The sequence below is a fragment of the Campylobacter sp. CNRCH_2013_0898h genome, assembly GCF_025772965.1.
GTDB lineage: Bacteria > Campylobacterota > Campylobacteria > Campylobacterales > Campylobacteraceae > Campylobacter_D > Campylobacter_D lari_D.
In genome coordinates this window covers 169,019-182,450 of the sequence record NZ_JAKMTD010000001.1, presented here as the reverse complement: position 1 = coordinate 182,450, position 13,432 = coordinate 169,019, and the positions used below count along the sequence as shown (strand labels likewise).

General features: G+C 28.9%; 15 protein-coding genes. All 15 read right to left on the bottom strand.

Features of this window, described 5'->3' with window-relative positions:
• Positions 1-175: 175 nt before the first annotated feature.
• The 15 genes from L8X50_RS00935 to L8X50_RS00865 all read right to left on the bottom strand — a co-directional run bounded on the left by L8X50_RS00935 (position 176) and on the right by L8X50_RS00865 (position 13,429).
• Positions 176-1,984 carry a peptidoglycan D,D-transpeptidase FtsI family protein gene (locus tag L8X50_RS00935; RefSeq protein WP_263660141.1) on the bottom strand — a complete coding sequence of 603 codons (1,809 nt, stop codon included), beginning with the start codon at positions 1,982-1,984 and terminating at the stop codon, positions 176-178.
• A gap of 3 nt (positions 1,985-1,987) precedes the next feature.
• Positions 1,988-2,284, bottom strand: coding sequence for a flagellar hook-basal body complex protein FliE (gene fliE, locus L8X50_RS00930; RefSeq protein WP_263660140.1), 297 nt, complete (start codon positions 2,282-2,284; stop codon positions 1,988-1,990).
• 3 nt (positions 2,285-2,287) lie between these two features.
• On the bottom strand, positions 2,288-2,782 hold the full coding sequence (flgC, locus tag L8X50_RS00925) for a flagellar basal body rod protein FlgC (protein ID WP_133318691.1): 495 nt from the start codon (positions 2,780-2,782) through the stop codon (positions 2,288-2,290).
• A 10-nt stretch (positions 2,783-2,792) separates the two neighbouring features.
• Positions 2,793-3,224, bottom strand: coding sequence for a flagellar basal body rod protein FlgB (gene flgB / locus L8X50_RS00920; RefSeq protein WP_263659028.1), 432 nt, complete (start codon positions 3,222-3,224; stop codon positions 2,793-2,795).
• A 92-nt stretch (positions 3,225-3,316) separates the two neighbouring features.
• A complete protein-coding gene (aat, locus tag L8X50_RS00915; RefSeq protein ID WP_263660139.1) occupies positions 3,317-3,958 on the bottom strand; it encodes a leucyl/phenylalanyl-tRNA--protein transferase in 642 nt (213 codons plus the stop codon).
• Positions 3,933-6,062 carry an AAA family ATPase gene (locus L8X50_RS00910; RefSeq protein ID WP_263660138.1) on the bottom strand — a complete coding sequence of 710 codons (2,130 nt, stop codon included), beginning with the start codon at positions 6,060-6,062 and terminating at the stop codon, positions 3,933-3,935. Before L8X50_RS00910 ends, aat begins: the two co-directional genes overlap by 26 nt.
• Positions 6,059-6,352 (bottom strand): ATP-dependent Clp protease adaptor ClpS, encoded by a 294-nt coding sequence (locus tag L8X50_RS00905; RefSeq protein WP_263660137.1) that lies wholly within the window; start codon positions 6,350-6,352, stop codon positions 6,059-6,061. Before L8X50_RS00905 ends, L8X50_RS00910 begins: the two co-directional genes overlap by 4 nt.
• Complete coding sequence (locus L8X50_RS00900) at positions 6,336-6,953, bottom strand: TlpA family protein disulfide reductase (protein WP_263660136.1); 618 nt, start codon at positions 6,951-6,953, stop codon at positions 6,336-6,338. The genes L8X50_RS00905 and L8X50_RS00900 overlap by 17 nt, the downstream gene beginning before the upstream one ends.
• A 12-nt stretch (positions 6,954-6,965) precedes the next feature.
• Positions 6,966-7,421 (bottom strand): SsrA-binding protein SmpB, encoded by a 456-nt coding sequence (smpB, locus tag L8X50_RS00895; RefSeq protein ID WP_039668585.1) that lies wholly within the window; start codon positions 7,419-7,421, stop codon positions 6,966-6,968.
• Positions 7,421-8,176, bottom strand: coding sequence for a 4-(cytidine 5'-diphospho)-2-C-methyl-D-erythritol kinase (locus tag L8X50_RS00890; protein WP_263660135.1), 756 nt, complete (start codon positions 8,174-8,176; stop codon positions 7,421-7,423). The genes smpB and L8X50_RS00890 overlap by 1 nt, the downstream gene beginning before the upstream one ends.
• Complete coding sequence (gene csrA, locus L8X50_RS00885) at positions 8,173-8,400, bottom strand: carbon storage regulator CsrA (RefSeq protein ID WP_012661763.1); 228 nt, start codon at positions 8,398-8,400, stop codon at positions 8,173-8,175. Before csrA ends, L8X50_RS00890 begins: the two co-directional genes overlap by 4 nt.
• Positions 8,394-9,212 (bottom strand): tRNA pseudouridine(55) synthase TruB, encoded by an 819-nt coding sequence (gene truB, locus L8X50_RS00880; protein ID WP_263659033.1) that lies wholly within the window; start codon positions 9,210-9,212, stop codon positions 8,394-8,396. The genes csrA and truB overlap by 7 nt, the downstream gene beginning before the upstream one ends.
• Complete coding sequence (locus tag L8X50_RS00875) at positions 9,209-11,272, bottom strand: ATP-dependent helicase (protein WP_263659034.1); 2,064 nt, start codon at positions 11,270-11,272, stop codon at positions 9,209-9,211. The genes truB and L8X50_RS00875 overlap by 4 nt, the downstream gene beginning before the upstream one ends.
• Positions 11,269-11,715: a hypothetical protein gene (locus L8X50_RS00870; protein WP_133318700.1), complete on the bottom strand. Its 447-nt coding sequence runs from the start codon at positions 11,713-11,715 to the stop codon at positions 11,269-11,271. The genes L8X50_RS00875 and L8X50_RS00870 overlap by 4 nt, the downstream gene beginning before the upstream one ends.
• Positions 11,708-13,429: a M3 family oligoendopeptidase gene (locus L8X50_RS00865; RefSeq protein ID WP_263660134.1), complete on the bottom strand. Its 1,722-nt coding sequence runs from the start codon at positions 13,427-13,429 to the stop codon at positions 11,708-11,710. Before L8X50_RS00865 ends, L8X50_RS00870 begins: the two co-directional genes overlap by 8 nt.
• Positions 13,430-13,432: the final 3 nt, after the last annotated feature.

The window sequence follows — 13,432 nt, the reverse complement described above, 5'->3', positions numbered from 1 at the left end:
TAGTATCAAATATTTAAGAGTTTCTTTTGTTTTTGGTTTGTGGATTATCTTTTTTGATTGCAGTTTGAGTAAATACAATATAACTAAAAACACAAGTAAAGTTATAAATAATAAAACCCAATGTTTTAAATAAGCGAAACAAAAAATCAATATAAAAAAGATTATTATTGTAATTTTATTTTTTAATGTCATTGTTTTTGCTTTCTATGGGTTTTAAATAACTTTCTTTAATCAAAAGATTTACTGTATCTTTAAACATAGGTAAAGCACTTTGTGCGGCATAATAACTATAAGCTTTGGTAGGATGTCTTACCAAAACTCCAATGGTATAGGTATTTTTCTCATCATTTGCAAAGCCAAAAAACGAGGCATTATAGCGATTTGAAGTATAGCCTTTTCTTTCAGCAATCCTAGCTGTACCCGTTTTTCCACCTATAATGATACCTTGAGTTCGTGCTTTTTTACCGGTTCCTTTTTCTATAACATTAATTAAAATTTGCTGCATTTCTTTGGCAGCTTTGCTTGAAAGAATTTTTTCTTTTTTAACTTCATCATCAAGTTTTATTAAACGCCCATCTTGATAAATTTTATTTGCAATTTGCGGGGTGATGTAAATTCCATCATTGTTAAATACATTATAAGCAGCTAAAAGTTGTATAAAAGTTGTTTTCAAGCCATAACCATAACTTAATACAGATTTTTCAACTTCTCTTAATCTTTTTGGATTTGGTATTTCTCCTTTTTGCTCATAAGGAAGATCAATACCGCTTTTTTCTCCAAAACGAAAAATTCTAAGCCCTGAGATGATTTCAAGATTACTTAATCTTTGGGCAATTTTAATCATACCGACATTTGAAGAGTAGGTAATAACTTCTTCCATGCTCATTTTATTTTTTTTGTGATCATCACGTATAGTAAAACGACCAAGTTTGTATTGTCCACCTTGAGTATCAATGATTTCATCAACTTTGATTTTATCAAGCATTAATGCAGTGGTAAATATAAAAGGTTTTATAACAGATCCTGCTTCATAGCCATATTCTATGGCACTTGCATTGAGCACAGATAGATCTTTTCCGCGATTTTGCGGATCATATCTTCTTGAGCTAGCAAGTGCTAGAATTTTTCCGCTTTTACTTTCCATGATGGCAACTATAATTTCATTGGCTTTTAGATCTTCATTTCTTTTATCGATAGCTTTTTCTAAACCTTTTTGAAGTTTTAAGGAAATATTTAAGTATAAATTACAACCATCTATTTTGCGTTGTTCATAAGAATGCAAATTCAAGATGATATTACCACCTATATCTCTTAAACCTTGAATTTTAGCATTTTGCAAAGGATTTAAACATTCATTATAGTATTTTTCCAAACCTTTTATGCCGACATTTTTAAAAATTTCACTTTGCTCATCCATATAGGTTCTTGTGTAGCCTATGATTGGAGTAAGTGAATCTTTTGGCATATATACACGATCTTCTTTATGTTCTATAATATCAAGCCCTCTTGTCTCCACTCTGCCATTATTATTTGTGAAGGATTTAAAAAAACCTTGAGTATAAAGTTTTTTAGCTAGTTCTTTTAAATAACTTGCGTCTTTTGAGTTAATATCTTGGAGTAAAATAAAATTATAACTTCTTTTTTTCTTTGCAAGCATTCTTTTTTTTATATCTTGCATTTGTTCATCACTTGCGCCACTATAAATTTGAAAAAGAGTTAAAAACAAATCCTTTTTATCGGGATTTAAGCTCCTTAGATCAATTTCAGCTCTATAAATTTGCCTACTAGAAGTTACGGTAAAATTATCGCTTGTGATGATATTACCTCTAAGAGCGGAAAAATATTGTTCTTTTTGAGTATTTGGTATATGGCGTTTTGAGGTTAGAAAAAAAGTAGAAAGTAAAAATAAGGCCATAAAAAACAGAGCCATACAAAAAGCAAAAGCTACTTTTGAAACCCTATTTCTAATGGTGTTTGAAAGCATATATTAAATTTGGGTTCTTGAAATTTCTTTATATGCGTTTATAGCCTTATTTCTAACTTCAAGCATAAATTTCATACTTGATTCAGCTTTGCTAATCGCAATTGCAGCTTGATGTAAGTCTTTGACTTCGCCTGTTGCAATGTCTACCATAGCAGCTTCGGCAGTTTCTTGAGTTTTATTAAGATCGTTGATGGAATTTTTTAATAAACTCGAAAACTCATCTCCTATGTTGTTTGTGTTGTTATTGTTGTTTTTGTTATTAACATTGTTAAATTGATTTATACCATTAATAGTGTTCATTTATTAACCTCTTAGTAAATCTATCGCACTTTGTGCTATAGTTTTGGTGCTAGTAAAGGCACTTACATTAGCTTGATAAGCTCTTGTTGCTTCTATTAAATCGGCCATTTCAATAACAGGATTTATATTTGGATAAGCAACATAACCTTGTTCATTTGCATCTGGATGAGATGGGTCAAATTTCATACGAAAATCTTTATCATCTCTTACAACTTTATCAACTACTACGCTCATTATAGCAGGTTTTGCATCTTTTTGTGAAGCAGGATCATTTAAAGGATTTTCATATTCTAAAAAATTATTATCTTTAGCTATTTGCTTGTTTAGCAATTCGTTAAAGTCAGTTGCTTTAAAAATCACTTCTCTTCTTCTATATGGACCACCTTCTGCTGTTCTAGTAGTATTAGCATTAGCTATATTTGAGCTAATTACATTCATTCTAAAGCGTTGAGCACTAAGTCCATATCCACTAATATCAAAATCACTTAAATAAGCCATTATTTTTCTCCTAGCCTAATTTAGAGCTTGTTTCTATGATGGTTGAAAAAATATTACTTTGTCTTCTTAAAACACCATCTAAAGCAGAAATCATCATAGTATTTTTGCTCATTTCAGTAGTTTCTACATCAAGATCTACCGTATTTGCATCATTTCTTGCCAAATGCCCATCTCTTAAATAAATAGTTGATTTATTAGGGTCTGGAAATTTCCAAGGTTTTTGATGATTTGTATTTGTGCTTGCTAATTCAAGCTCTTTAGTATCTTTTTTTTTGAAAATTTCATTTGCTCTATCAACTAAAGCAGTTTCAAATTCTATATCTCTTGCTTTATAAAAAGGAGTATCAACATTTGCAAGGTTAGAATTAATCATTTGACTTCTTAGGTTTCTTCCTGCTAAAGCATCAACAATAAGTTCTTTTGACTTAAAAGGGCTTATCATAATTTTTCCTTTAAAATAAAGCTTTTATAGACTAAAAGCAAAAATCATTCCAAAATATTTATGCAATTTTATTTATGTATAAGTATATCTTTTTATAGTAAATTTTTGAAATTTTTAAAGCCACTTTCAAGTGAAACTTTTTTTTCTAGTGTTTTCAAAAAATCTTTTTTTGTCATTTCTTTAGCACCCATAAATTTTAAATGCTCATTAGGCACTTGACAATCTATTAAAAAATCATATGGTTTTAAAAGCTCACAAAGTCTTATTAGGGCTACTTTTGAGGCATCTTTTTTAAGACTTATCATACTTTCACCAAAAAATATTTTACCTATTATAAGTCCGTATAAACCGCCGATTAAAACATCATTTTCATAAACTTCAACACTATGAGCTAAATTTTGCTCAAAAAGATTTGTATAAACTTGTATAAATTCTTGACTTATCCAAGTTTTTTTTCTTTTTGCGCAATGTTTGATAAGCGAGTTAAAATCAAAATTAAGTCTTATTTCATAAGTTCTTAAAGCTTTTTTTATGCTTTTTTGTATGCGCACTTCATCAGGTAAAAGTACCATTCTAGGAGAAGGACACCACCAAGTAACAGGATTGCTAGTCCATGGAAAAAGTCCTAAGCTATAAGCATGAGGTATAAAATTTACTTCTAGTTTTTCACTAATAAAAACAGGCGCATCATCAGGGCTTTTTAAAAGTTTAGAATACAAATTCAATTTTTTCATTTTTGGAAAGTTTGAGTTTTAATTTACCACCATTTTTTAATTTTCCAAATAAAATTTCATCACTTAATCTCTCGCCTAATTCTTCGGCAATAATGCGTTTTAATAATCTGACTCCAAATTCTTTATTATTAGTTTTTTTAGCAAGAAATTCTTTTACTTTTTTATCAGCTTCCATGGTGATGTTGTTTAAATTTTTTGCCATTAAATCTAGTTCTTTTTGAACGATTTGTTCTAAAATTTCTTGACTTAAGTCATTAAAATGAATGATTTTATCTATACGGTTGATAAATTCAGGTGCGAAGAAATCTTTTATGGCTTTATTACTTTTTTCTTTATCACTGCTTAAAAAACCAAGTTCATTACTTTCTTTGAGACCTAAATTTGAAGTCATAATGATAATAGTATTTTTAAAATCAGCTTTTAATCCACTATTATCTGTTAAACTTGCATTATCAAAAATTTGTAAAAAGGTATTAGTTAAATCAGGATGAGCTTTTTCTATCTCATCAAATAAGACTACGCTAAATGGATTTTTTCTAATGCTGTTACTAAGCAAGCCGCCATCTTCATAGCCCACATAACCTGCTGAAGTTCCTATGAGTTTGCTCACATCATGTTTTTGCGAGTATTCACTCATGTCAAATCTTTCAAGATTAAGGTTTAAAATTTGTGCTAAATTTTTTGCAAGTTCGGTTTTACCAACTCCACTTGAACCGGTAAATAAAAACACGCCTTTTGGGGTATTTTTGCCTTTTAACCCCGCATAGCTTTGTTTTAAAATAGAACACAAAGCTTTAATGGCTTCATCTTGTCCAAAAATATTTTGCTTTAAGTTTTGCTCTAAATTTTTTAAGATTTTACCTTGATCACTTTCATAAATTTTATGAGAATGTGTCATTCTTGCTAAAGTATTTTCTAAATCTTTTATTTTTACTATTTTTTTACTTTTTTTATCTTCTAAAGCAAAGCTTGCGCCAAGTTCATCAATTAAATCAATTGCACTATCGGGTAAAAATTTATCATGTAAAAATTGTTTTGCTAGTTTTATACTTGTTTGTAAAATTTCATCACTGATTTTGATTTTGTGAAAATTTTCATATTTGCTTTTTAAGCCTTGCAAGATCAAAAAACACTCTTCTTCGCTTGGCTCATCTATATCAATTTTTGCAAATCTTCTACTTAGAGCTTTGTTTTTATCAAAGGTATTTTTGTATTCTATGAAAGTAGTTGCACCTATGCATTTGATGTTGCCATTACTTAATGCAGGTTTTAATAAATTTGACATATCTGCATGACTTTCATTGCTTGCGCCGGTTCCTACTATGGTGTGAATTTCATCTATAAATAAAATAGCATTAGGGATATTTTCTAATTCTTTAATGATATCTTTTAACCTTTTTTCAAAATCACCCCTATATTTTGTCCCCGAAAGCAAGCTTGTCATATCAAGGCTATAAATTTTTGAGTTTTTTAAATGTTTTGGTACTTTTTCTTTAGCTATAGCTAGCGCTAACCCATCTATAATGGCACTTTTACCAACACCTGGTTCACCAACTAAAATAGGATTATTTTTCTTACGACGGCTTAGAATTTGCATCATTCTTTCAAGTTCAAATTTCCTACCTATAACAGGATCTATTTTGCCTTTTTTTGCAAGCTCAACTAGCTCTATGGTATGGGTTTTTAAATTTTCAAATTCAGCATTTTGTAACAATTCTTTTATTTTTTCTTCTTCTATTAGGTGTTTTTTTAAGATATTATAAGAATAAGCTTTTTCTTCTTTGCAAAGTGCAATGATAAAATCAATCACACTTGTTTGATTTTTTGCATTTAGCTTGTGTAATATATTTTCCAAGATCACAGAAAAAATAGGTTCTATTTCTTTTTTTAAAATTTCATTATTTTTAGCTAGATAATTTTTTAATTCATTTTCAAAGCCTTGTAAATCACCATCTCCGATTTCTTCAAGTAGATTTTTAAAATCATTGCTAAGCTTAACTAAAGCAAAAAGCAAATGCTCACAAGTGATAAATTCATGATGATTGATAAAGCTTAAATGTCTTGCATTTGGTATAAATGAGTCAATCAATTCTTTATATTTCATTGTTCTTCTATCCTTGTTTGGAGTGGAAAATCCTTATTTTTCGCTGCCATGTCAACTTGCTGTTTTTTGCTAAGTGCAATTTCTTCTGTGTATATGCCACAAACTCCGCTTCCTTGATGATGGATTTCAAGCATAATTGCACTTGCTTTTTCAAAATCATGATGAAAAATATTCATTAAAATTTCAATTACAAAATCCATGGTGGTAATATCATCATTTAAAAGCAAAACCTTAAACATTTTAGGTTCTGCTAGTTTTTGTTGTTCTAAAATTTCATTTTTTAGACTCATTTAATATCCTAGTAATATCTTCTTGCATAATCTCAGTAGAAACTTTTCCAAGATAATATTTCACATAACTTTTTGAGTCTTTATTCCAAAAATCTGTTAGATCTTGATAATTTCCATCTTTTAAAACTACTTTAAAAGGAAGTTGTTCCATGCTTTGATAGTTGATATCTTTTAATGCTTGTGCAACAATTCTATCATTTTCTTTAGAATTGCTTAAGAAATAATACGCCCCATATTTAATGGCAAAATCTTTTACAGCTTGATCGCTAACATTTTCAAAATGACTTAGTCCTATGATGATAAAATTGTCAGCATTTTTTTGCCACAAACTTGTTAGATGAGTGGCTTCTTCTTGACAAGGTGTGCAAAAGGTTCCAAAAAAATCAAACATTAAAATTTTACTCTCTTCACCTTTTACTACAAAACCATTTTGTGTTCTTACTAGGGTTTTCTCGCCACCATTGACACTTTTTAAAAGAATTTCATCACCCATTTTATACTCAGCAAATGCAAATTCATTTTCGATTTTTTCTTCACTTGAGCAAGCACTTATTAAAAATGCAAAAGCAAATGTAAAAAACAAATAAGTAAATTTTTTCATCAAAATCCTTTTTTAATAATGATTTTTCATAGCAGCTCTTGCTTCAAGATCTGCTTGTTTTTTCTTTAAGCTTTCTCTTTTATCGTGTAAGTTTTTTCCTTTGGCTAAGGCTATTAAGACTTTTGCTTTATTTTTTTCATTAAAATAAAGTTCTAATGGCACTATAGTAAAGCCTTGGGTACTAATTTTACCAAAAAGCCTATCGATTTGCTTTTTATGCATTAAAAGTTTTCGCGCACCTTTTTCATCATGCTTATAAAAAGAATGTGTAGTGCTAAGATGAGAAATATGAGCATTAAGTAAGAAAATTTCACCTTTGATAATACGCACAAAAGAATCTTTCAAATTTGCTCTACTAGCTCTTAATGCCACTACTTCAGAACCTTTTAAAACAATACCTGCTTCAAATTTTTCCAAAATTTCATAATCAAAAAAAGCTTTTTTGTTTTTTACTATAGTTTTTTTCATCATTTAGCCTTAAAAACTCCACTTCCACTTCCACTTAAAAAATAAGCCTCATTAAGAAAAGTTTGCATTTTAGGATAAATTTTTACACAAGGAGCAAATAAGTCGTTTAAATCAGTATTTTTATACTCTAAAATTTCACTTGTTTTAAGTGTTTTAAGTGTTTTGGCTAAATTTAAATTCGCTGTTAAATCATATGAACTTTCATCAAATGCTTTATATACTTTTGCACTTGAGCATTCAATAACTGGAAAAGTAAAATCAAGTTGGGCAAAATCATCTTCAAAATATTCTACAATCTCGCCACACCCGCTAACATTTGCACTATCATATCCGCTTAAAAAAAAGATTAAATCAGAGCCAAGTTTTTGGCAGATTTGTTTAAGTTGTTGTTGATTGAGTTTTAAATTTAAAGTTTCGTTGATCATTAATAAAAATACAACCGCATCAGTGCTACTTCCTCCAAGACCTCCACCTATAGGAATGTTTTTGGTAAGCTTTAAACTTTTGTCTTTAAAAAATTCATTTAATTCATTAGAAAATCCTAAATTTTCTAATTCTTTATAAGCTTTGTGTATGATGGTATCTTGGGTAAAATTTCCAGTGATTTCAAACCCTTCTTTGGTTTTTTCATCGCTAAAGCTTAACTCATCAAAAATATCTTTTAATAAAACAAAGCGTGATTGTAATAAATGATAAGATCTTAAATCAATTCCTATGATTTTTAAAAAAATATTAGCTTTTGCGTAAGCTTTCATTTTTTAAGCTTTTTACTCAGATCGTCAAGTTTTATCGTTTCATCGCTAATTGCATGTAAATTTTCACTTTTTACTTGCTCGATAAGCTCTTTGCGTAGTATCATTAAAGACTTTGGAGCTTCGATGCCTATTTTAGCATAGCCTTTGCCTGTTTGAACTACTTTGATTTCTATATCATCTCCGATTTTTATACTTTCATTTTCTTTTCTTGATAAAATTAACATTTTAATACCTTATTTAAATAATATTGCACTTGATTATCTTGGATAGAAATGATAGAAAAAAAATCTTTTTCTTCTAAAATATAGCTACCTTCTTCTTGAATTTCCAAATCGTCCAAAAATATTTTTTGTCCATTGTGTAATTTTTGGGGGTATTTTATCGTATTTTTTCTAAGATTTAAATAAGCTAAAGGATTTAACTCTTTTTCATTCTCATAAAAAAACCTTCCCTCGCTTAAACGCTCTAATGAGCTTAATGTGGCTTTAATACCAAGTTTTCTAGCAAATAATTCACAATAAGAGCGTATATAAGAACCCTCACTAACTGCTATTTCTATGGTTAAAAAGGGGTGGTTATAGTGTAAAATTTTAGTATAAAAAATTTCCATAACGCAGGATTTTAAATTGACTTCAAAACCTCTTTTTGCAAGCTCATAAGAGCGCACTCCATCTATTTTTTTTGCACAAAATGCGGGTGGGGTGTAGGTGATTTTACCTAAAAGTTCATTTTTAATTTGTTCTAAAATTTGCTCATCAAAAGCATTTATAAGATTGATTTCTTTGATATTTTGATTATCAAGGCTTAGTGAATGCACGCCTAGCCAAAGTGTTGCTTTATAAACTTTTGGATTTTTATCAAAAAAACGAAAAAGTTTTGTGTATTGATCAAAGGCTATGAGTAAAACACCTTTTGCAAAAGGATCAAGTGTTCCTGAAAAACCTGCTTTTTTATTTTTATATTTTTTCTTGAGTTTGCCTAAAAAAGTATTAGAACTCATACCACTTGGTTTGTAAGCTACAAAAAGTTTATTCATATCACTTTTTCCACAAAACTTGACATTATCATTCTTTCTATGCCTCCAAAATTAATCGTGAGTTTTTCTTCAGCACCTATTTTACTTACCCCAGTGACTCTGCCTATGCCAAAAATTTTATGTTTGATTAAATCGCCTTTTTTGTAGCAATTTTTTTGATGATCTAGTGTTAATTCTTTTTTGATTACATTACTCTCACCAAAAAATCTACTTTTTTCTAATCTTGTGCGACTTCCCTTATAAAATCTAGAATTAGCATAACTTAAATAAAGTTTTTTCTTGGCTCTAGTGATTGCTACATAGGCAAGTCTTCTTTCTTCTTCTATATTGCTTGATTCGCTAGTGAGTGGGAAAAATCCTTCTTCTAAACCTATGATAAAAACATAATCAAACTCAAGTCCTTTGCTTGCATGAATACTCATAATACAAATACTTTCTTTATCAAGTCCATCTTGCTCATTAAGTAAAGAAATTTCATTTAAAATATCATCTAAGCCATTATAATTTCCATGAGTAATTTTATCTTTTAAATTAGCATAAAGTTCATCTATATTTAAAAGTTTATCTTCGCCCTCTGGATTATCTTTGTAAAATTCTTTGATTTTAAATTCTTCTTCTAAGGCTAAAATCATTGCAAGCAAATCATCTTTTTCTTTGATTTTGTGTATGCTTAGTATGAATTTTTCTAATTCTTTGTCCGTTTTTTTACTAAAAAAACCACTTCCTTGCAAAGCACATAGGCTTTCAAATAAAGACAAATGATTTTCTTTGGCATAATTTTCTAGCTTTTCTAAACTTGCATTACCAAAGTTTCTTTTAGGGCGGTTGATAATGCGTTTAAAAGAATAATCATCATTTAAATTTGAAAGCAATCTTAAATAAGAAATAATATCTTTAATTTCAGCTCTTTCATAAAAACGAATTCCACTTAGCAATTTAAAAGGAATTTTTTCTTTGCTAAAAGCTTCTTCAAGAGCACGAGATAGGGCATTTACTCTATAAAGTATGGCTATTTCACTAGGATTAATCCCTGAGTTTAAAAGTTTTGAAACTTCTCTTGCAACCTTAAAACTTTCAATTTTTTCATCATCATTTTGTAAAATTGTAATTTCTTCGCCCTCATCTTTAGTACAAATCAAAGTTTTTCCTAGTCTTTTTCTATTATGCTCTATAAGCTCATTTGCAGCTTGCAAAATAGCGCTAGTTGAGCGATAATTTTGCTCTAGTTTTACTAATTTTACATTGTTAAATTGTTCTTTGAAATTTAAGATATTTTCTATTTTAGCTCCACGCCAACCATAAATACTTTGATCATCATCACCCACCACGCAAATGTTTTCATGAGACACGCAAAGTTTTTTTAGAATTTGATATTGCAAGGCATTAGTATCTTGATACTCATCTACTGTTATATAAGTATATTTTTGACTTTGCTCTTGTGCAAATTGTTCATCTTCTAAAATTTTATTAGTTAGCATGAGTAAATCATCAAAATCCATGAAATTATTTTGGATTAAAAAATGCTCATATTGCTCATATAAATGAATGATTTCTTCGTAATTTTTGTTTTTTTCATCTTTTAAAAATTCTAATTCTTTGCGTATTTCTTGAGCGCTTTTGCTTTGATTTTTAAAATTTGAAATATAAGCACCTATGCTTGCTAAAGAGCTTTGCAAATTTTCGCTAGCTAAATCTTTTAGTATTTTCTTTTTATCATCTGTATCAATAATGACAAAATTATTTGCTCTATTAATTCTTTCGCTATAAAGTCTTAAAAATAACAAACCAAATTTATGAAAAGTACATAAAAGGGGATTATGTAAATTTTGATCTTGTAAAAGTGCTAAGGCTCTTGTTTTCATTACATTAGCAGCTTTGTTTGTAAAGGTTAGTGTGAGGGTATTTTGCGCAGGAATACCTACATGATCGATTAAATAAGCAAGTCTAGTGGTAATGGTTTTAGTCTTTCCACTACCTGCGCCTGCTAGTATCAGCATAGCTCCATCAATATGCATGATAGCTTCTTTCTGGCTATCATTTAAACCTTCAAAAAAACTCATTTTTTAAATAAATCTTTATTGTTAGGATTATTTAAAAAAGCATTCATAGATTTTTCTTTTAACTTTTGATCATTTTGCTTTTTAAAATAGTTTGAAAAATTGACAAAAATGATATTATCTTCAACTTGAATTTGAGTAATTGCACCTAAATCCACTTTTACAAAGGTTGCAAAATCATCAGGTCCAAAACCTGCGTGAAATTCTATATGCTCATTTGTTAAAACTATGGATTTAAAAGTATAACCACCAAGTGCAAAAAGACAATAAGGATTTTTACTTACTACATCTAATTCTGGTGGTAAAGGAGGTTCGAGTGTAACAAATTTAGTATTTACAATGATATTAAACTCAATATCTTCTTGGATTAAAATTTGCAAACATTCATAAATGCTTTTTTGCATTAAAGTTATAAAATTTTTATTATTTAAAATTTTATCAATCATTACTTAGCCTTAAAAATTCATCTACTAGTATTCTAACTTGCTCTAAGCCTATATTCCAAAATTCATCACTTTCTATATCAAAGCCAAACATAGCTACAAGTTCTTTTGGACTTTTACTTCCCCCACTACTTAAAAACTCAATATAAATTGAGGTAAAATTAGAGCATTTACCACTTTTATATAGACCATAGAGTGCTAAAACTAAAAGTTGTGCATAAGCATAAGCATAGCAGTAAAATGGAGAGTGTATAAAATGTGGTATATAAGAATACCAAAGGCCATAGTTTTTGGTTAAAACTACACTATCTTGAAACATTTTTCTTGATTCTTCAAGCCAAATTTCACTTAGTTCTTGAGCGCTTAGTTCTTCTTTTTTAGCATGAAATCTGCGTTCAAAAGTAGTAAAATTAATCTGTCTATAAAGAGTAGCAAAAATATCTTCGATTTTTGCTGCATATAAAGATAAAAGCTCCTCTTTGTCTAAATTTTCTTTAATGTAATCAAAAATCAACATTTCTGCAAACACTGAAGCAGTTTCTGCTGTAGTTAGAGGTGTATCTTGATTTAAAAAACTTACTTTATAAGAAAGTTTTTGATGTATAGTGTGGCCTAGCTCATGAGCTAGGGTAAAAAGATCGCGTCTTTGGTTGGTATAGTTTAAAAGTATGAAAGGATGGCTTAGCGGCGTGCTTGAGTGAGAAAATGCTCCACTTTGTTTAAATTCTTTAGGATAAACATCGATCCAATTATTCTCAAAAGCTTCTTTTGCTATCATATAAAAATCTTTAGAAAATTTTTCAAAGGCTTTTAAAACGATATCCTTTCCTTGATTAAAATCAACTTGCATTTCTTTTCCAATAGGCGCATAACGATCATAATCTTTTAGCTTTTTATACCCTAGAATTTTTTTCTTTGCATTATAAAATTTAGAAACAATATCAAAGCTATTCTCGCTAGCGCTAATAAGTGCATCAACACTTTTTTTAGAAATTTGATTTCTTATGTGTCTTGGAGTTTCAGGACTTTCATAGGCTCTTAACTCACAAATGCTAGCAAGTTCACTTTTAATCATATTAAAAATATATACTAAAAGCTTGTTTTGTTTTTTTAAGGTTTTACTAAAGCATTTTGAAGCTTTTTTTCTAATGCTTCTATCTTTATCATAAAGCTTGCTTAGAATTTCTTCCTCACTTAATTTTTGTCCTTCAAAATTAAATTTTAAAGCACTAAAGGTTTCATCAAATAATCTTGCAAATGCATTTGAACCTGTACTTGATAGAGTTAGGATAACTCTTTCTTCTTTTTTAGAAAGATTGTGTTTTTTGTGTTTGATAAGATTATTTAAATAAAACTCATAATCTTTGCAAAATGTGATGAAAGTTTTGCTTTTTTCTTCTTTTAATTCGCAAAATTCAAGTTCAAAAAATAAAAGATTTTCTTCTATTTTTTTACTTAAATTTTCATATTTTGCATAAAAGGCACCTTTGGTAGTATCTTGAGCAAAATTTAAATACACATAAGTTAGTATGTGAGAAAGTTTTAAGATTAATTCTTCATAGTTTTTTAAAGCTTGCAAGAATTGCTCATTGCTTAAACTATGAAGATTATTTTCATATTGTTTTTTAAATTCACAAGCTTCATCTTGGGTTTTTTGTAAAAAAAGATCTAATTCTTGCTCATCTTTAAATAATATACTTAAGTTCCAATTTTGCATGAT